Here is a 17,155-nt window from a genome sequence, read left to right as displayed (position 1 = left end):
CAAAGACAACAGCCACCGCCTAAAGACGTAAAAAACTGCCCCCTCATCATGATTTCCTCGAAATCATGGGAACAGGGTTTCGAGGAAACCCTGTCACCGTTGTTTATCGTGTCTGGCGGATCAGAGCCAAAATATCCTTGGCCGCCTCAGGGATATTGGTTCCCGGCCCGAAAATGGCTTTCACCCCGGCCTTATACAAGAACTCATAGTCCTGCTGCGGAATCACCCCACCGCAAATCACCAAGATATCGCCGGCTCCCGCGTTCTTCAGCGCTTCTATCAATTTTGGTGCAAGGGTTTTGTGCCCCGCCGCCTGCGAGCTGATGCCAATGATGTGCACGTCGTTGTCTACCGCATCCTGCGCCGCCTCTTCCGGCGTTTGAAACAGCGGGCCAACATCAACATCAAAGCCAATATCAGCAAAAGCTGTGGCAATCACTTTCGCCCCACGATCATGGCCGTCTTGACCCATTTTCACCACCAACATACGCGGGCGGCGACCTTCTTCTTCAGCGAATTTCTCGACATCAGCCTGAATTGCAGCAAAGCCTTCATCGCCCTCATAGGCCGCGCCGTAAACACCAGATAGCGTTTTAACCTCAGCGCGGTGTCGCCCAAAAGTTTTCTCCATCGCCATGCTAATTTCCCCAACTGTTGCCCGCGCACGGGCCGCATCGACGGCCAATTCCAGCAAGTTGCCTTCGCCCGATTTGGCACTCTCTTCCAACGCACCAAGAGCCGCATCACATGCCGGCCCATCTCGGCTTGATTTGATCTGCTTAAGTCGCGCCACCTGCGCCTCGCGCACGGCCACATTATCCACGTCAAGGATGTCGATCGGGTCTTCTTTCTCCAACCGGAACTTATTGACGCCAACGACAACCTCTTCGCCCCGGTCCACCTGCGCCTGACGCAAGGCGGCGGCTTCTTCAATACGCAACTTGGGCATACCCGTGGCCACGGCCTTGGTCATACCGCCCATTTCCTCAATCTCTTCAATAAGTTTCCATGCCTCATCCGCCAAATCAGAGGTCAGTTTTTCAACGTAGTAAGAGCCCGCCAACGGGTCCACAACCTTGGTCACCTTGGTCTCATTTTGCAAAATCAGCTGGGTGTTGCGTGCAATGCGCGACGAGAACGCGGTGGGCAGCGCGATGGCCTCGTCAAAGCTGTTTGTGTGCAGGGATTGCGTACCGCCCAGCACCGCCGACATCGCCTCGTAAGCCGTGCGCACGATGTTGTTGTAGGGGTCTTGCTCTTGCAGCGACACGCCAGAAGTCTGGCAATGCGTGCGCAACATCGAGGATTGCTCTTTCTTCGGGTCAAACTCCTGCATAATTTTGTGCCACAGGAAGCGCGCGGCGCGCAGTTTGGCCGCCTCCATGAAGAAATTCATACCGATGGCAAAGAAAAAGCTGAGGCGTGGTGCGAAGGCGTCCACATCCATACCGTTTGCAATCGCCGCGCGCACATATTCGCGCCCGTCTGCCAGCGTGAAGGCCAGCTCTTGAACCAAGTTCGCGCCCGCTTCTTGCATGTGGTAGCCGGAAATCGAGATCGAGTTGAACTTCGGCATGTCAGACGCAGTGAACGCAATGATATCCGAGACGATCTTCATCGAGGGTTCAGGCGGGTAAATATAGGTGTTGCGCACCATGAACTCTTTCAAAATATCGTTCTGAATGGTGCCAGACAGAACCGCGCGGTCATGCCCCTGTTCCTCGCCAGCAACAATAAACGATGCCAGCACCGGGATCACTGCGCCGTTCATCGTCATCGAGACTGACACCTTGTCCAACGGGATGCCATCGAACAGGATTTTCATATCCTCAACGCTGTCAATGGCCACGCCCGCCTTGCCAACGTCGCCAACCACGCGCTCGTGGTCTGAATCGTAGCCACGGTGCGTTGCCAGATCGAACGCCACCGAGACACCCTGCTGCCCTGCATCCAACGCTTTGCGGTAGAACGCATTCGACTCTTCAGCCGTCGAGAACCCCGCATATTGGCGGATCGTCCACGGTCGGCCCGTATACATGGTCGAGCGCGGGCCGCGCGTAAATGGACCCTCGCCAGGCATAGAGCCCATATGCTCCAACCCCGCAGCGTCCTCTTGCGAGTACACAGGCTGGATGGCAATGCCTTCCGGGCTGTTCCACGTTAACTCGTCCAGCGGGCGACCGCGTAGCTCTTTTTCAGCGCGTGTTTGCCACGCCTCTTTCTTGTCCGTCATGGTGGCTTCCTTCTGTCATTCTGATCCCGCCGAATGTGCCTTCGGTCGGGTTGAGGTAAGTCACGCGGCCCTCGGATGAGGCCTCTGCTTCGGCATCTAGCCAAGCAAGGTCCGCGTGGTAATCTTGTTGCAATTTCAATCTCTGATCGGCGTCAAACGGCATGTATCTCGCGCCTTTACCACACGCTATCAGGTGCGCAGCTCCCTCTAGATCGCCTCGATCCGCGACAAGCTGTGCCAGCTCATCCGCTGTTGCCGAAGCATTAGACTTCTCTTGCTTGGACACATCTCCCAGCCCAATGCTGCGCCCCAATAGCGCCTGAACAAGCCGCCTTTGGTTGCCGATCCAACCCTCGAACGGCCAAACGACCACTTCGGCGTGGGGGAAGACGTCTACAATATCCTCAATAACATTGCGCCAACGTCGTGGCTGCGTCACCAAGCGGTCCATATCCGCGCACGATGGCAACACGGCCCCCGCTTTAACCCGATACGCCAATTGCGAGGCCCAATGCATATCATAGGCCCGCACGCTCAGCCCAATACGCAACGCATGCCCCTCAAATGCCGGAACCAAGCGTTGCAACCGCCCATGTATCTGCCCGTACAGGCGCACCCCTTCAAGGTTTTGCGCCATGGTGCCGATCAGGTTTTCTTCACTCAAGACCAGTTGTGTGCGCCCCTCCAACTCAAGGCGCGCCAACTCCATCTGTATCCGCCCGCACGACCGCTTCCCCAGCCGCACATCTTCCGCACTCAACTGATTTGGGTTCTTAACCAACCCCGTCAGCAGCCCTGAGCGGGTTCGCGCTGGGCCCCAATAGGCAGTGCCCGCCCGCCGCAACGCCGCGCGCTGCCCGTTGAGCAACACTTGCAGCCCCGTTGAACCAGTTCGATGCGCGCCAAGATGCAGGCAAATGTCCACGATAATCACCACCACAATGCCCAGCGCCCCATGCGCTTGACTGTGACACTGCTTGTCGCCCCAAAGATTGACCAATGGCTTAACATCACCCGTTAGCGAAACTGTGCGCCCGAGACCCATTTCAATCGCGCCAACACCCCCTATATTAGCCCCAGAGGGAGTCGCCATGAAACACGCTATAGCACTTGTTTTTTCAGTACTTTTTACACTACAGGCCGCAGCCGACGACCCTGCACCCGACGCCAATGACCCCATGCTTGAGATAGGTCCATTCGCAGCAGTTGAAGCAAATTTGAATGATTTTCTTTGGCTCAAACGACCCATCGTGGTGTTTGCAGACACTCCCGCCGACCCTCGCTTCAAGCGCCAGATAGAGCTGCTTGTGGCGCGTCCCGAGGCGCTAAGAGAGCGTGATGTGGTGATTTTGATCGACAGCGACCCGGCCACGCCCTCCGATATCCGCGAAAAACTACGCCCTCGGGGCTTCATGATGGTGCTGATCGACAAAGACGGCGGCGTAAAGCTGCGCAAACCCTTCCCATGGGACGTCCGCGAGCTGTCGCACGCCATCGACAAAATGCCCACGCGCCGCCAGGAGTTGGAAGAACAACGCGCACGCGCCTTGCAGCAATAACACGCGCGTTCATTGCATGTTAAGCCGCAACCCTCTATATAAAGGGTAGGATCGGCACCCAGCCGATGCGCAAAACCTTGAGGTGAGTGATATGTCAAAGACGCCAAAATCCCCGCCCCCTATGACTGGTCAGACAGGGCCACGCCCCGGCTACTAGGTCCAGACACCTGATCCGTCATGCGACCCGTGCTTATACGAAGCGCGCGCAGCGCCGTCTCGCCCCGTGCCAAGGCTTCCTGTTTCATCGCAATATAATCGGTGTACATGCCAATGCGCTGCACCTGATCCATCTCGCGAAACAGCCCCGAGCGCAGGTCATCAATGATCGCATCCACCGCAAACACCTGATTATAATACCCCACTACGGGCTGAATTACCGGCTCTGGCAGGATGTGAATTTCCGAGATCAACGCCGTGAACACCGTGTCATTGCGCTCGCTTGGCACCACAGGGATGTATTTAGCGTCGTCTTCCATGGCGCCGACAATTCGTCCCCAGCTGGCAGATAAATCAAACAGTTTCAGCGACATAACATAGTGATCAATCTCGGCTATCAGCGCGGTTTGCACATCTTGCATCTTCTCACGCCGCCGCCGCCGCTCGCGCAGCCGGTTCCGATGGCCGTTATAAATCCACCCCACCGCCACGAACAGCCCGGCGACAACCGCCTGCTGAACCCGTGGGTCGATGATGTCGTCTAAAACGGCCATAAGGGCTTATTCGAACTCCATGATTACGTCGTCCACCGCCAGATTATCCCCGGCACTGGCGTTAATCTTGGAGACCACGCCGCCGCGCTCGGCCTTTAGGATATTTTCCATTTTCATGGCCTCAACCGTGCACAGCGTTTGGCCGTCTTGCACTTCGTCGCCAACTTTGACGTCCACTTTGACGATCAACCCCGGCATTGGGCACAACAGCAACTTGGACGTATCAGGCGGCGTTTTCTCGATCATCAGGTCGGCCAGCTCGGCTTGGCGTGGAGTGCGCACATGCACTTTCAGGTCCGCACCACGGTGACGCATCCGAAAGCCGCCGCTGATTTTCTCGGTTTTCAACACCAAAGCATCGCCATCAACCTTGAGCGTCGCCAAGCTGTCGCCCGGCGTCCAATCAGACACCACGCGGTGCTTGGTGCCATCCGCATGCTTGACCGTTGCGCCCTTTTTGTCGGCCTTGATTTTTACCTCAAAGCTCTCGCCTTGTAGGCTCACAACCCAGTCCTTGCCGACTTTACGGCGGTGATTGTCCATCGTGCCGGAAATCCGCGCGCGGCGAATTTCGGCCACGCGGTGCATCGCGGCAGCAGAGGAGGCAATGCGCGCCAAGGTCTCTTGCGGCAGCTCCACGCCCATGAACCCATCCGGGTATTCTTCCTCGATAAACGCGGTGGTGATGTTGCCCGACACAAAGCGCGGGTGATCCATCACGGCGGCACAAAACGGCAGGTTGTGGCCAATGCCCTCCACCTCAAAGCTGTCCAGCGCCACGCGCATATGCTCAATCGCCTCGCCGCGCGTTGGCCCCCACGAGCACAGTTTCGCAATCATCGGGTCATAGAACATCGAAATCTCGCCGCCCTCGTAGACGCCCGTGTCATTGCGCACAGCCATCTTCTTTGTGGCGCGCTCCTCAGGGGGGCGATAGCGCGTCAGACGACCAATCGAGGGCAAAAATCCACGATAGGGATCTTCCGCATAAAGGCGGCTTTCCATCGCCCAGCCATTCAGTTTGATATCTTTTTGCGCCAAGGCCAATTTTTCACCGTAGGCCACGCGGATCATCTGTTCGACCAGATCAACGCCGGTGATCAGCTCGGTGACGGGATGCTCTACCTGCAAGCGGGTGTTCATCTCGAGGAAGTAGAAATTCCGGTCGCCATCAACGATGAATTCCACCGTGCCGGCCGAAGTATAGCCAACCGCCTGCGCCAAAGCGCATGACTGCTCGCCCATGGCTTTGCGGGTTTTTTCGTCGAGGAATGGCGACGGGGCCTCCTCGATCACCTTTTGCTGGCGGCGCTGGATCGAGCATTCCCGCTCACCCAGATAAATGCAGTTGCCATGCGCGTCGGCCAGCACCTGAATTTCAATGTGGCGCGGTTGGGTGACAAACTTCTCGATGAAAATCCGGTCATCGCCAAAAGAGTTCGCCGCTTCGTTCTTGGAGGACTGAAACCCTTCGCGGGCCTCCTCGTCATTCCACGCAATGCGCATCCCCTTGCCGCCGCCGCCCGCAGACGCCTTGATCATCACCGGATAGCCGACTTTGTTGGAAATCTTTACCGCTTCATCAGCGTCCTCGATCAGCCCCATATGGCCCGGAACCGTCGATACATTGGCCTCTTGGGCGATCTTCTTGGAGGTAATCTTATCCCCCATCTTCTCAATCGCGCCAACTGGTGGCCCAATGAAAGCCACGCCAGCGGCCTCCAAGGCTACGGCGAATTTAGCATTCTCGGACAAGAAGCCATACCCCGGATGCACCGCTTCCGCGCCAGTTTCCTTAATCGCCGCCATCACTTTGTCGATGACAATATAGGACTGGTTAGCGGGGGAAGGTCCAATGTGAACCGCCTCATCGGCCATTTTCACATGCATCGCCTGCGCGTCGGCATCGGAATAAATTGCCACCGTCTTGATGCCCATTTTGCGGGCGGTCTTGATAACACGGCAGGCGATCTCGCCGCGATTGGCGATCAGGATTTTCTTGAACATTAGGTCAGGTCCCCTCTTGTCCGGAATATTTCCGGGTGTCTTGCATCAAAAAAAGGCCGAGGCACGCCTACACGCACCCCGACCCTGTCTGTCTGTCTGTTAAGTGTTAGATTATTTGCAAATGCCCGCGTCGTCGCAGAACACGCCCGCAACGCCGCCAAGGACCGCGCCGGTAAGCGCACTGCCCCCCGTGGCCGCAGCAACGGCCGCACCGGCCCCCGCGCCCACAAAGCCGCGTTCCGCGTCATTGTCACAGGCCGATAAAACGCTGCTCGCGCCAAGCACTGCGATGAGAATGAATGTCTTATGCATTTTAGGTCTCCTTCAGATCTACTGAAGGCAATGCACCGATCCGCGCCTGCCGTGGCCAGTTTTCCACCCGAAGCCGCATTCCGGCGAACTGCCGCCCGAAACGCCCCTGCATCGTCGGCATTATCTTGCCATCCAAACGACTTAGCCGCAAAAAAAAGAGGTCTGCCCGAAAGGACAAACCTCTTTAGAGGGGAAGGGTAACGGTCTAGTACTTGCGCTCTGGCTCCAGTGCTGGAGGAGCCAACCCGCACACAAACGATGCGATGGTTTGGCCCCATAGAAAACACCGCCGCTGCCGCAGCGTCAATTTGAGCCGAATTTCGCCCAAATTCAAAATATGGAGGCACAATCCCGCCCATCAGTCGATGAAATCCTCATCAAATGCATTGGGAAACGATCCTTGCACGCGCCGCGTATCAATCCGCAGCATCGCCTCGTAACTGGCCGGATCAAACGGCTCTTCGGCGGGGATAACTTCACGGCCAAAGACCCAATTCAGGCGGCCAGCGTCAAGGTTTCCGCGCTCGAACGGCTCCTCCCCAAAATGCTGCACCAAGGCCCAAACAAACCCTGCGTCGGCACGGCGGTCCGCAGGCCTGCGATCGGCGAACCGCTCACGGGCTGTCAGGGGTGTCGGCCCTGTCTTGCTGTCGCGCCGAAGCGTGAACTGAAAGTCCGATCCCGGCAGCCGTGAGGGAAAGCCTTTATGTTTTAACATGTCGTCACCTGTGTAAAAAATCTCGAAGTGGCATTTCCAACACCGGCATTCACAGCACGCGCAATCGCACGCCAAAAACCCGCGCCAAACTGGCCCGTTTCTGCAACTTCAAGATTAGGAAAAGATTTGGCCGAGCGCTCGAAAGCCGCAGTCAGGCCGAGGGGGTATTGCGGGGCGTAGCGCGAAGCCCGCCCCGCAAGAATTTTAGTACTTGTTGTAAGTTGGCTCTTCGACAACTGGCTCAATGATAACAACTTCTTCGTCTTGAGAAGCGCCACCACATGCTGCGACGATTGCAACGAAGGCAAGTGCTGTGAGTGCTTTGATGCTTTTGGACATCTGAGTCTCCTGTTTAAGTCTAGCGAATCAATAAAAGGGTTAATCCCTCCTCCTTCATCGCACACATTAGGGGTCACAGAAACGTAACCTTGCTGCAAGGTAGCTTTTCTATTGAGAAAAAAATATATCCCCCGTGCCGCAACGTGCAGAAGTGTTGCCTTTGCATCATCCCTGCCGCTGCCTGAGCATTGAACTCCAACATGTTGTGTTTGTTTCATAATCCACCCCAAATACAGGTGTGGTCTTGAACGCTGAATACATCAAAATACTGCACCACATTCGGCGCGCTTTCGCCGAAAGGCAGCACTTGTGATGCAACAGATATGATGATTTCACGGGCATTAGGGGCAAATTTGGCAACAGCCGCCAGTCCGGCACTCTCACATAGCACCTGAAAATCGGCCTCGATCACCTCAAATCCAAACATTTCCTGATCCGCAATTTGGGGTGCTATCAGCCGCACGCGCACCATCCGGCGCACGGCTTCATAGGCCCCCGCAGGCTCAAACAGCACCTCATGCGGGGTATAATCCACCACTGAGACAGCGCGCAGCGGGGCATCCTCGGCCCAAGCCGCCCCCGCACTTACCATCAATGCCAGCGTTGCCAATTTCATGAGGGCCGCCTCGCCACACAATCAATTTCCACCAACGCGCCCACCGCCAAATCCGTCACCCCTACGGTCGTGCGCGCAGGCAACCGATCCGCTGGGAAGAAGCTTTTGTAAGCGTCATTGAACACAGCATAATCACGCTCGAACTCGGTCAGGAAACAACGGCACTGCACCACATGGCTCAAGTCCAACCCAATGCCGCGCAACACGGTCTCTAGGTTCGCCATCACTTGGCGCGTCTGCGCCTCCACTCCCGCCACCAAAGGCGCACCATCCGCGCCCGGAACCGTCGGCATCTGCCCCGTCAGGATCACCCAGCCGTCACTTTCCACCGCATGGGAGAACGGCGCCACATGTGTAGGGGCATCGGATATGTTGTGAAACTTAGGACCAATCATCTTACGTTCCCTCCACCTTGCCGCCACATTTACCATCCGAAAGCGAAAGCGTTGCGGACCCGTATTTCTTTGTAAACGAAGCAAAACCGCCCCCGGAAGTCTTTGCTATCGATACCTTCATTTCAGAATACTTGGAGGGATCAATCTTGATCCCCAAAACACTCATCTCTTTATCCATCGTCGCAAGGGTAAGTATGCATAATGCACTCACATTGATGGAAGCGATATCGCGGTCGAATTCCGACAGGGGTTCGTAGTTGACCTCAATGCTGCGGTGACCATTTTTATTGGAAAATTTCAACTTACCTTGCTTCATCCCCCACGCCTGCATTATCGCAGTTCCCTCTTCTATGGGTTCGTGTTGAGAAAACTTTGTATCAAGCCGAGAAGAAAGAATATCATACCGAAATGCGTTGATGCAGAGCCCATTCTCCAGAACCACTGTAGCATCATACGGAAATGCTTTTTGTCCACCAATTCTGAAATTCACATCAACATGATCAAGGTCACCAAGTGTAACGCCTTCCGGCACTAATTCAGCAGTTGCGGCCAAAACTGCATTACACATCTCAATAAGCATTGTGTGATTAACAGTATGATCCGTGACATGGAACGTCTCGGGCGCGTCAAGATTTACCCAGATCGCATAAGTATTATGAGCCGGCTCATCATCGGTCGCGCCATCCCCATCAAAAACTTCTGAAGCCCACCTGTGTCCAAGCACTTCTATATCTGGTCCCGCCCGACCGCGCGGACCAAACACTGCATCATACGGAAACAGGATCGCAGCGATTACCACCACGATGAAAACCCCTGCGCAGGTCAAAATTATTTTTAGCTTTTCCGTCATCACAAAGGAATGTTGTCGTGCTTCTTCCACGGGTTTTGCACCGACTTGCCGCGCAGCGAGGCAAAGGCGCGCGCCACGCGTTTTCGGGTGGAATGCGGCGTGATCACCTCGTCGATGAAGCCCTTCTCGGCTGCTACAAACGGGTTGGCAAAGCGGTCCTCGTAATCTGCCGCACGCTCGGCAATTTTGTCCGCGTCGCCCAACTCGGAGCGGTACAGAATTTCAACAGCCCCCTTGGCCCCCATCACCGCGATCTCGGCAGTCGGCCATGCGTAGTTAAAGTCGCCGCGCAGGTGCTTGGACGCCATCACGTCATACGCGCCGCCATAGGCTTTGCGCGTGATCACGGTCACTTTTGGCACCGTCGCTTCGCCATAAGCAAACAACAGTTTCGCGCCGTGTTTGATCACGCCGCCATATTCCTGCGACGTCCCCGGCAAGAAGCCCGGCACATCCACCAGCGTCAGGATCGGGATCTCGAACGCATCACAGAACCGCACAAACCGTGCCGCTTTGCGCGAGCTGTCGATGTCCAAGCACCCGGCCAAAACCATCGGCTGGTTGGCCACGACACCCACAGATTGCCCTTCAAGGCGGATAAATCCAGTCAGGATATTCTTCGCATACTCTTCTTGTATCTCGAAGAAATCACCCTCATCGGCCAACTTGCCGATCAACTCTTTCATGTCATACGGCGTGTTGGCATTCGACGGGATCAACGTGTCCAAGCTGGCCTCGACACGCGCCGGATCATCAAAGAACGGACGCACAGGGGCTTTTTCGCGGTTGTTCAACGGTAAGAAATCGAACAAGCGACGCACTTCGGCCAAGGCCTCCACGTCGTTCTCAAACGCGCCATCCGCCACGGAGGATTTCTTGGTGTGCGTCGTGGCACCGCCCAATTCTTCCGCCGTTACCACTTCGTTGGTCACGGTTTTCACCACGTCAGGGCCAGTGACAAACATGTAGGACGAATCCTTCACCATGAAGATAAAGTCGGTCATCGCGGGCGAATAAACCGCGCCGCCTGCACATGGCCCCATGATCAAGCTGATCTGCGGCACCACACCGGACGCCATGATATTGCGCTGAAATACTTCGGCATATCCCGCCAACGAGGCCACACCTTCTTGGATGCGTGCACCGCCGGAATCGTTGATCCCGATAACCGGCGCGCCATTCTGCATTGCCATGTCTTGTATCTTGCAAATCTTCTGAGCGTGGGTCTCGGATAGCGAGCCGCCAAACACAGTAAAGTCTTGGGAAAACACATAAACTAAGCGCCCGTTGATAGTCCCCCAACCCGTCACCACACCGTCGCCTGCGGGGCGGTCTTTCTCCATGCCAAATTCGGTGCAGCGATGCGCCACGAACATGTCGAACTCTTCAAAGCTGTCCTCGTCCAGCAACAGCTCAATGCGCTCGCGGGCGGTCAACTTGCCCTTGGAATGTTGCGTGGCGATGCGGCGCTCGCCGCCCCCTTGGCGGGCCGCTGTGCGGCGCTCGTCCAATTCGCTCAGGATATCTTTCATGGCGTGGTCCCTCCCGTTATGTTGCGCACAGCCTACACGCGCGCCGCGTTGCGGCAAAGCACCAAACGGCAAATTTGCAAACACCGCAAACTCATTGCGTAGTAAACTGCAAAATTGCAAATATCTGAACCAACGGGTTCACTTTCTGTCATGACAGTCCTAGCGTCCGAAAATGAGCTATTCATCCGCGCGACTATTCGACCGCACAACCCCGCCACACATCGTAACGCTCGTGCTGCTTGCAGGGGTTTCGGCTATGAATATGTCCGTATTCCTGCCGTCCCTGCCCACGATGACGCAAGATTTCCAGACCGAGTACGGCGTCATGCAGCTGTCGATCTCGCTTTATCTGGCTTGCACCGCGCTACTGCAAATCGCCATTGGCCCCCTATCTGATCGCTATGGTCGCCGCCCCATCGTCATCTGGTCGCTGGCCATCTTCGCCCTCGCCTCGCTGGGCTGCTATTTCGCCCCCACGATCGAGCTATTCCTGACCTTTCGCATGATCGGCGCGATGGTCGCCGTGGGCATGGTCATGTCGCGCGCCATCGTGCGCGATGTGGTCCCGATGGAGCAAGCCGCCTCGACCATCGGCTATGTGACCATGGGCATGTCGCTGGTGCCAATGTTTGCGCCCACCATCGGCGGCTTCATCGACGAGGCCTTTGGCTGGCGCGCCATCTTCTTGTTCACCTTCGCGTTTGGGGCCGGGCTTGCCCTGCTGTGCTGGGCCGATCAGGGCGAAACGAACACAGCAAAATCTATCAGCTTCACCGCACAAATCCATGACTATCCAGAACTTTTCACCTCGCCGCGCTTCTGGGGATACGCGCTCTCTGCCGCTTTCGCATCGGGGGCATTCTTCGCCTTTCTAGGCGGCTCCCCCTATGTGGCTTCCGTCGTCTACGACTTGCCGCCAACCACCACACGCTACCTGTTTGGCGTCCCTGCACTGGGTTATTTCGCGGGCAACCTGTTCTCTGGCCGCTACTCCGTGCGGATCGGCATCAACCGCATGATCTTGATCGGCTGCGCCCTTTTGGTTATCGGCATGGGGGCATCACTCTTAATGACCGCAATGGGTTACGGGTCCGCCTTCATGTTCTTCGGCTTTTGCACCTTTGTGGGTTTGGGCAACGGGTTGGTGCTGCCAAATGCCAATGCAGGCCTGCTCTCGGTGCGCCCGCATCTCGCAGGCACGGCCAGCGGCGTTGGCGGGGCCATCATGATCGGCGGCGGCGCCGCATTGGCCGCATTGGCAGGCAGCCTGCTGGAGGGCGGCCACGGCAGCTACCCACTGCAATGGGTCATGTTACTCAGCGCGGTTGCCAGCCTTGTGTCGATCCTACTGGTCCTGCGCCGCGAAAAGGCCATCGACCCCGCTTGAGCGCAGGCTTTGCAAAGGCTATGGTCGCACATAGCAAAACTGCAAAGGCGCGTTAGCCATGGCTCCACGAAAACTCTATGCTGGCACTAAACTGCGCGAGCTGCGCACCCGTATGGCTCTGACACAAAAGGCTTTTGCCGCTAAGCTTGGCATCTCCCTGCCCTATCTGAACCAGATGGAAAACAACAACCGCCCCGTCTCCACATCCGTGGTTTTGGCCATGGCCAGCGAGTTCGGCTTTGATGTGACCGAGCTGGCCACTGGCGACGCAGAGCGCATGGTCACCGATATGAATGAGGTGCTTTCCGACCCTATTTTCTCTGAAATTGCGCCGCCGTTGGCCGATCTGCGCCTCGCCGCCTCCAATGCCCCTGCCTTGTCGCGCGCCTTTATCGAGCTGCACCGCGCCTACCGCCAAACCCACGAACGCCTCGCCTCGCTTGACGAAGTTTTGGGCCAAGAGGCCACCAATTTGCAGCCCAGCCCGTGGGAAGAGGTCCGGGACTTCTTTCACTATTGCGATAATTATATCGACGCCATCGACCACGCTGCGGAGCATTTTTCCAACGCCATTCAAGGCGATATTCTGCGCGCCAAATCCTTGAAGTTCGACCTACAATTCACCGATAACAAAGAACTTCGCCGCTATGATCAGGCCAGCAATACACTTTGGCTCTCGGCGCGCTCTGCCCCCCCTACTCAGCGTTTCCAACTGCTGCATCAAATTGCCATTCTCGAACAAAATGACCTGCTAGAGGCCACATTGGACCTCGCGAGGTTCCAAACCGATGCAACCCGCCATATTGCCAAGATCGGGTTGGCAAATTACTTCGCTGGCGCCGCCCTGATGCCCTACGCTGCCTTCCTTGAAGCCGCTCAGGAAACCCGCCACGATCTGGAACAACTTGCCGACCGCTTTGGCGCATCCATCGAGCAAGTCGCCCACCGCCTTTCCACCCTGCAACGCCCCGGCGCGAAGGGCATCCCGTTCTTCTTTGTGCGCGTTGATCAAGCCGGCACAATCACCAAACGTCACTCCGCCACGCGGCTACAATTCGCCCGTTTCGGTGGCCCCTGCCCGCTGTGGAATGTGCATCGCGCCTTTGAAACACCGGGGCGTTTCTTGCGCCAATTGGCCGAAACCCCCGACGGCATGCGCTACATCTCGATCGCGCGCGATGTCTCTAAGCCGGGCGGCAGCTTCACCGCCCCAACGCGCCGCTATGCCATCGCCTTGGGCTGCGATGTCACCCATGCAGGTGCGCTCGTCTATGCTGACGGAATGCTCTCGCCAAAATCGCAAGTCTTTGAACCTATAGGCATATCTTGCCGAATTTGCCCGCGCCGCGACTGCCATCAACGCTCCGTCCCGCCTTTGGAAAGCAAACTCAGCGTCGATCACGACCGACGCGGAACGCTGCCCTATAAGGTCGAATAATGCGCCTTCTTTTTCGTGCAATCGTCCTACTAGCACTGTTCTTTGGCGCGTATTTCACTCTGGAGCGTCTGGTCGTCTATCCCCTTGATCCGCGCGCCATTTCTCCCTCTGATCCTCGCATCACCGAGCAGAAGTTCGGCACCATGGTCATCTGGACAGCCCCCTTCAAGCGCGGCAAACCGACAGTCCTTTATTTGCACGGTAACGCGGGCCATATTGCCAAGCGCACGGCCCGATTTCAACGCCTAATGGATCGCGGCTATGGCATCGTAGCGCCCAGCTATCGCGGCGGGAATGGCAGCAAGGGCTGGCCCACCGAGACCGGAATATCAGATGATATTCGCGCGCTCTACATCGCCCTAACTGACGGAACCCTTACAGGAACACCAACGATTCCAGTCCTCTACGGGGAAAGTATCGGCGCTGCCGTCGCTATCAGCCTTGCCGCAACAACCAGCCCGCGTGCCATAATCCTAGAGGCCCCCTTCACCTCCCTAAAAGATGTCGCCGCGCATCTGCACCCGCAATTGCCGCTGGCCACGGGACTAATGCTCAGCCGTTGGCCCAGCCTTGAGCGTGCGCCCATGTTGCAAGCCCCACTGCTGATTTTACACGGCGAAAAAGACCAGCTCATCCCGCCAGATATGGGGCGTGCCATATTCCGCGCCGCGGGCTCGGCGCAAAAGGAGCTTTACCCGGTAAAAGGTGCGGGCCATATCAATGTATGGACAGGCGACGCCCAGCGGCGATTATACAAATTCCTGAAGCAATTCTAAGGCGGCACCGATGGATCACCACACAAAATACCCCGGCTTGTCTGACCTAAAAGCCCGCGCACGCAAGCGCATCCCGCATTTCGTGTGGGAATATCTCGACAGCGCCACCGGCACCGAGGCCACGCTCAACCGCAACCGCACCAAACTCGACGAGGTGCTGTTTCGCCCCTCGATCCTGCACGGTGAATTCACGCCCGATTTGTCCACCACCTTGCTGGGCCGCGACTACAAACTGCCCTTCGGCATCGCCCCCGTTGGCATGTCTGGCCTGATCTGGCCCGGCGCTGAAAAGACCCTTGCGCGCGAGGCCGCCAAGCTGGGCATCCCCTATTCCATGTCCACCGTCGCCACGCAAACGCCCGAAGATGTGGCCCCCCATCTGGGCGAGGATGCGTGGTTTCAGATGTACCCCCCCCGCGACCCTGACATTCGCAAGGATATGATGGCGCGCGCAAAAACCTCTGGTTTCAACACCTTAATCATGACCGTCGATGTTCCCGTGGCCTCGCGTCGCGAACGCCAGACCCGTGGCGGGCTAACTCAGCCGCCGCGCCTGACAGGCCGCCTCGCGCTCCAAGCAGCTCTGCGCCCTGCGTGGCTGAACGGCATTCGCAAAACCGGAATGCCGCGCATGAAACTGATGGACAGCTACGCCGAGCAAACAACGAACCTCTCCTCGACCGAGCATGTCGGCTACCTGCTGCGCACCTCACCCGACTGGGATTATGTCCAATATTTACGCGATGAATGGGACGGACCGCTGATCATCAAAGGTGTCTGCAACCCTGATGATGCCGCGCGCCTGCAAGACCTTGGCGTCGACGCGCTTTGGGTCTCCAACCACGCGGGCCGCCAATTTGATGCAAGCCCCGCCACTATTGAGAGCCTGCCCCACATTCGCGCCGCCACCACCCTACCGCTGGTTTTTGACAGCGGCATCGAGGGCGGCCTCGACATCATTCGCGCGCTGGCACTGGGCGCGGATTTTGTGATGCTGGGTCGCGCATGGCATTACGCACTTGGCGCATTGGGCGAGGCTGGCCCGGCCCATTTGGCCGATATGCTGGCCAAAGATATGGCGTCGAATATGGGGCAACTCGGGGCTAAAACACTGGCCGAGTTGCCCGCCCGACGGATCACCCCCGCGATGTAGTATCCCGATACCACCCGCAGTCAGGCCAATTGCGCTACCCCTCTTTGGGTCATACCTAGGGAGGATAAAATGGCTAACATTCTAATGATCACTGGTGACTTCACCGAAGACTACGAAACCATGGTCCCGTTTCAAACCCTGCTCGCATGCGGTCATAACGTCGATGCCGTGTGCCCCGGCAAACAGGCCGGTGACACGGTTCCGACCTCGATCCACGACTTTGAGGGCGATCAAACCTATACCGAAAAGCGCGGCCATAACTTCACGTTGAACGCCACCTTTGACGATGTGGACCCCGCGAAATACGACGCGCTGGTGATCCCCGGCGGTCGCGCGCCCGAATACCTGCGCCTCGACGAGGCAGTCCTGTCCCACGTGCGCCACTTCTTTGAGACCAACAAGCCCGTGGCCTCGGTCTGTCATGGGGCGCAAATTCTTAGCGCGGCGGGCGTGTTGGACGGGCGCAATTGCGCCGCCTATCCGGCCTGCGCGCCAGAAGTACGCCAAGCTGGCGGCACTTACGCGGAAATTGAGGTGACAGAGGCCGTCACCGATGGCAACCTCGTGACAGCCCCTGCTTGGCCCGCGCATCCCGCTTGGATGTCGCAGTTCATGGCCCTGCTCTAGCGAAGGAAAAACGCGATGTGCGAACTCTTTATTGGCGCGGACAACGAAAAGTGGGCCAGCCGGACCAAATCCCTGCGGATTGACGGCGTGGCCACCTCTATTCGGGTCGAGAGCTTCTTTTGGGACATCTTGGAAGAGATCGCACATCGCGATCACATGACGGTCAACCAGTTGATTACAAACCTTTACTTTGAATCGCTGGACGTCGACCATGATATCGGCAACTTCACCTCTTTTCTTAGGGTCTGCTGTGGCCGCTATCTGTCACTTATTGCCGATGCGGAACTCGCCCGAAACGGCGGCAAGTTAACCAATCTAGCCTCACGCGAAATTCTGCGCCGAGAGCGCTCCCGCGACGCAGAACGTACCGCCACCAGAGCTTTAAATCACCTCGCATTTACTCCTCAAACAACCACACCCCATTAGGCTCCCCACTTGTTGCGAGTTTACCTCGCGGCATTTTGTCCCTATTCATGCTGCAAGTGCAAAGTACGGGGAGACAC

18 protein-coding genes are annotated in these 17,155 nt (G+C 57.1%); 7 read left to right on the top strand and 11 right to left on the bottom strand.

The annotated features are described in order from the left end of the window. Positions 1 to 103 precede the first annotated feature (103 nt). Positions 104 to 2,233, bottom strand: a complete 2,130-nt coding sequence (gene scpA, locus AC3Y7R_RS13815; RefSeq protein WP_490042632.1) for a methylmalonyl-CoA mutase — start codon at positions 2,231 to 2,233, stop codon at positions 104 to 106. Then, complete coding sequence (locus AC3Y7R_RS13810; RefSeq protein ID WP_490042631.1) at positions 2,196 to 3,326, bottom strand: hypothetical protein; 1,131 nt, start codon at positions 3,324 to 3,326, stop codon at positions 2,196 to 2,198. Before AC3Y7R_RS13810 ends, scpA begins: the two co-directional genes overlap by 38 nt. Between AC3Y7R_RS13810 and AC3Y7R_RS13805 the strand changes: the two genes are divergently transcribed. After that, the gene (locus tag AC3Y7R_RS13805) at positions 3,325 to 3,792 is read left to right on the top strand and encodes a DUF4174 domain-containing protein (RefSeq protein ID WP_490042630.1); all 468 of its coding nucleotides are present in this window, start codon (positions 3,325 to 3,327) and stop codon (positions 3,790 to 3,792) included. The genes AC3Y7R_RS13810 and AC3Y7R_RS13805 overlap by 2 nt on opposite strands. A 119-nt stretch (positions 3,793 to 3,911) precedes the next feature. Here the strand turns inward: AC3Y7R_RS13805 and AC3Y7R_RS13800 are convergent, their stop codons facing one another. The 9 genes from AC3Y7R_RS13800 to AC3Y7R_RS13760 all read right to left on the bottom strand — a co-directional run bounded on the left by AC3Y7R_RS13800 (position 3,912) and on the right by AC3Y7R_RS13760 (position 11,271). Further along, positions 3,912 to 4,502 (bottom strand): hypothetical protein, encoded by a 591-nt coding sequence (locus tag AC3Y7R_RS13800; RefSeq protein ID WP_490042629.1) that lies wholly within the window; start codon positions 4,500 to 4,502, stop codon positions 3,912 to 3,914. A 6-nt stretch (positions 4,503 to 4,508) separates the two neighbouring features. Then, positions 4,509 to 6,509 carry an acetyl-CoA carboxylase biotin carboxylase subunit gene (locus AC3Y7R_RS13795; protein ID WP_490042628.1) on the bottom strand — a complete coding sequence of 667 codons (2,001 nt, stop codon included), beginning with the start codon at positions 6,507 to 6,509 and terminating at the stop codon, positions 4,509 to 4,511. A gap of 111 nt (positions 6,510 to 6,620) precedes the next feature. Then, a complete protein-coding gene (locus tag AC3Y7R_RS13790) occupies positions 6,621 to 6,821 on the bottom strand; it encodes a hypothetical protein (RefSeq protein ID WP_490042627.1) in 201 nt (66 codons plus the stop codon). A 358-nt stretch (positions 6,822 to 7,179) separates the two neighbouring features. Then, a complete protein-coding gene (locus AC3Y7R_RS13785; RefSeq protein ID WP_490042626.1) occupies positions 7,180 to 7,539 on the bottom strand; it encodes a hypothetical protein in 360 nt (119 codons plus the stop codon). Next, positions 7,533 to 8,096 (bottom strand): hypothetical protein, encoded by a 564-nt coding sequence (locus tag AC3Y7R_RS13780; protein WP_490042625.1) that lies wholly within the window; start codon positions 8,094 to 8,096, stop codon positions 7,533 to 7,535. The genes AC3Y7R_RS13785 and AC3Y7R_RS13780 overlap by 7 nt, the downstream gene beginning before the upstream one ends. Then, positions 8,093 to 8,494, bottom strand: a complete 402-nt coding sequence (locus AC3Y7R_RS13775) for a DUF6497 family protein (RefSeq protein ID WP_490042624.1) — start codon at positions 8,492 to 8,494, stop codon at positions 8,093 to 8,095. Before AC3Y7R_RS13775 ends, AC3Y7R_RS13780 begins: the two co-directional genes overlap by 4 nt. Next, on the bottom strand, positions 8,491 to 8,889 hold the full coding sequence (locus AC3Y7R_RS13770; protein ID WP_490042623.1) for a RidA family protein: 399 nt from the start codon (positions 8,887 to 8,889) through the stop codon (positions 8,491 to 8,493). Before AC3Y7R_RS13770 ends, AC3Y7R_RS13775 begins: the two co-directional genes overlap by 4 nt. 1 nt (position 8,890) lies before the next feature. Beyond that, a complete protein-coding gene (locus tag AC3Y7R_RS13765; RefSeq protein WP_490042622.1) occupies positions 8,891 to 9,769 on the bottom strand; it encodes a hypothetical protein in 879 nt (292 codons plus the stop codon). Then, positions 9,739 to 11,271: an acyl-CoA carboxylase subunit beta gene (locus AC3Y7R_RS13760; protein WP_490042621.1), complete on the bottom strand. Its 1,533-nt coding sequence runs from the start codon at positions 11,269 to 11,271 to the stop codon at positions 9,739 to 9,741. The genes AC3Y7R_RS13765 and AC3Y7R_RS13760 overlap by 31 nt, the downstream gene beginning before the upstream one ends. A 172-nt stretch (positions 11,272 to 11,443) precedes the next feature. Between AC3Y7R_RS13760 and AC3Y7R_RS13755 the strand changes: the two genes are divergently transcribed. From AC3Y7R_RS13755 to AC3Y7R_RS13730, 6 genes are all read left to right on the top strand, one after another. Next, positions 11,444 to 12,658 (top strand): multidrug effflux MFS transporter, encoded by a 1,215-nt coding sequence (locus AC3Y7R_RS13755; protein ID WP_490042620.1) that lies wholly within the window; start codon positions 11,444 to 11,446, stop codon positions 12,656 to 12,658. A gap of 58 nt (positions 12,659 to 12,716) precedes the next feature. Next, positions 12,717 to 14,096 (top strand): helix-turn-helix domain-containing protein, encoded by a 1,380-nt coding sequence (locus AC3Y7R_RS13750; RefSeq protein WP_490042619.1) that lies wholly within the window; start codon positions 12,717 to 12,719, stop codon positions 14,094 to 14,096. Beyond that, complete coding sequence (locus tag AC3Y7R_RS13745; RefSeq protein ID WP_490042618.1) at positions 14,096 to 14,872, top strand: alpha/beta hydrolase; 777 nt, start codon at positions 14,096 to 14,098, stop codon at positions 14,870 to 14,872. Before AC3Y7R_RS13750 ends, AC3Y7R_RS13745 begins: the two co-directional genes overlap by 1 nt. Positions 14,873 to 14,882: 10 nt before the next feature. Next, positions 14,883 to 16,025, top strand: a complete 1,143-nt coding sequence (locus AC3Y7R_RS13740) for an alpha-hydroxy acid oxidase (protein ID WP_490042617.1) — start codon at positions 14,883 to 14,885, stop codon at positions 16,023 to 16,025. A gap of 69 nt (positions 16,026 to 16,094) precedes the next feature. Next, a complete protein-coding gene (locus AC3Y7R_RS13735; protein WP_490042616.1) occupies positions 16,095 to 16,652 on the top strand; it encodes a DJ-1/PfpI family protein in 558 nt (185 codons plus the stop codon). Between the two features lie 15 nt (positions 16,653 to 16,667). Next, positions 16,668 to 17,078 carry a ribbon-helix-helix domain-containing protein gene (locus AC3Y7R_RS13730; RefSeq protein WP_490042615.1) on the top strand — a complete coding sequence of 137 codons (411 nt, stop codon included), beginning with the start codon at positions 16,668 to 16,670 and terminating at the stop codon, positions 17,076 to 17,078. Positions 17,079 to 17,155 lie beyond the last annotated feature (77 nt).

It is taken from the genome of Litoreibacter sp., assembly GCF_058136045.1.
Note: the sequence above shows the minus strand (reverse complement) of the source record. Positions and strands in the feature narration are given on the sequence as shown.

What these genes read in the sequence shown, in the direction of transcription:
- scpA (WP_490042632.1), bottom strand. Translation starts at nt 2,233, where the DNA reads ATGACGGACAAGAAAGAGGCGTGGCAAACACGCGCTGAAAAAGAGCTA.
- AC3Y7R_RS13805 (WP_490042630.1), top strand. Translation starts at nt 3,325, where the DNA reads ATGAAACACGCTATAGCACTTGTTTTTTCAGTACTTTTTACACTACAG.
- AC3Y7R_RS13810 (WP_490042631.1), bottom strand. Translation starts at nt 3,326, where the DNA reads ATGGCGACTCCCTCTGGGGCTAATATAGGGGGTGTTGGCGCGATTGAA.
- AC3Y7R_RS13800 (WP_490042629.1), bottom strand. Translation starts at nt 4,502, where the DNA reads ATGGCCGTTTTAGACGACATCATCGACCCACGGGTTCAGCAGGCGGTT.
- AC3Y7R_RS13795 (WP_490042628.1), bottom strand. Translation starts at nt 6,509, where the DNA reads ATGTTCAAGAAAATCCTGATCGCCAATCGCGGCGAGATCGCCTGCCGT.
- AC3Y7R_RS13790 (WP_490042627.1), bottom strand. Translation starts at nt 6,821, where the DNA reads ATGCATAAGACATTCATTCTCATCGCAGTGCTTGGCGCGAGCAGCGTT.
- AC3Y7R_RS13785 (WP_490042626.1), bottom strand. Translation starts at nt 7,539, where the DNA reads ATGTTAAAACATAAAGGCTTTCCCTCACGGCTGCCGGGATCGGACTTT.
- AC3Y7R_RS13780 (WP_490042625.1), bottom strand. Translation starts at nt 8,096, where the DNA reads ATGAAACAAACACAACATGTTGGAGTTCAATGCTCAGGCAGCGGCAGG.
- AC3Y7R_RS13775 (WP_490042624.1), bottom strand. Translation starts at nt 8,494, where the DNA reads ATGAAATTGGCAACGCTGGCATTGATGGTAAGTGCGGGGGCGGCTTGG.
- AC3Y7R_RS13770 (WP_490042623.1), bottom strand. Translation starts at nt 8,889, where the DNA reads ATGATTGGTCCTAAGTTTCACAACATATCCGATGCCCCTACACATGTG.
- AC3Y7R_RS13760 (WP_490042621.1), bottom strand. Translation starts at nt 11,271, where the DNA reads ATGAAAGATATCCTGAGCGAATTGGACGAGCGCCGCACAGCGGCCCGC.
- AC3Y7R_RS13755 (WP_490042620.1), top strand. Translation starts at nt 11,444, where the DNA reads ATGAGCTATTCATCCGCGCGACTATTCGACCGCACAACCCCGCCACAC.
- AC3Y7R_RS13750 (WP_490042619.1), top strand. Translation starts at nt 12,717, where the DNA reads ATGGCTCCACGAAAACTCTATGCTGGCACTAAACTGCGCGAGCTGCGC.
- AC3Y7R_RS13745 (WP_490042618.1), top strand. Translation starts at nt 14,096, where the DNA reads ATGCGCCTTCTTTTTCGTGCAATCGTCCTACTAGCACTGTTCTTTGGC.
- AC3Y7R_RS13740 (WP_490042617.1), top strand. Translation starts at nt 14,883, where the DNA reads ATGGATCACCACACAAAATACCCCGGCTTGTCTGACCTAAAAGCCCGC.
- AC3Y7R_RS13735 (WP_490042616.1), top strand. Translation starts at nt 16,095, where the DNA reads ATGGCTAACATTCTAATGATCACTGGTGACTTCACCGAAGACTACGAA.
- AC3Y7R_RS13730 (WP_490042615.1), top strand. Translation starts at nt 16,668, where the DNA reads ATGTGCGAACTCTTTATTGGCGCGGACAACGAAAAGTGGGCCAGCCGG.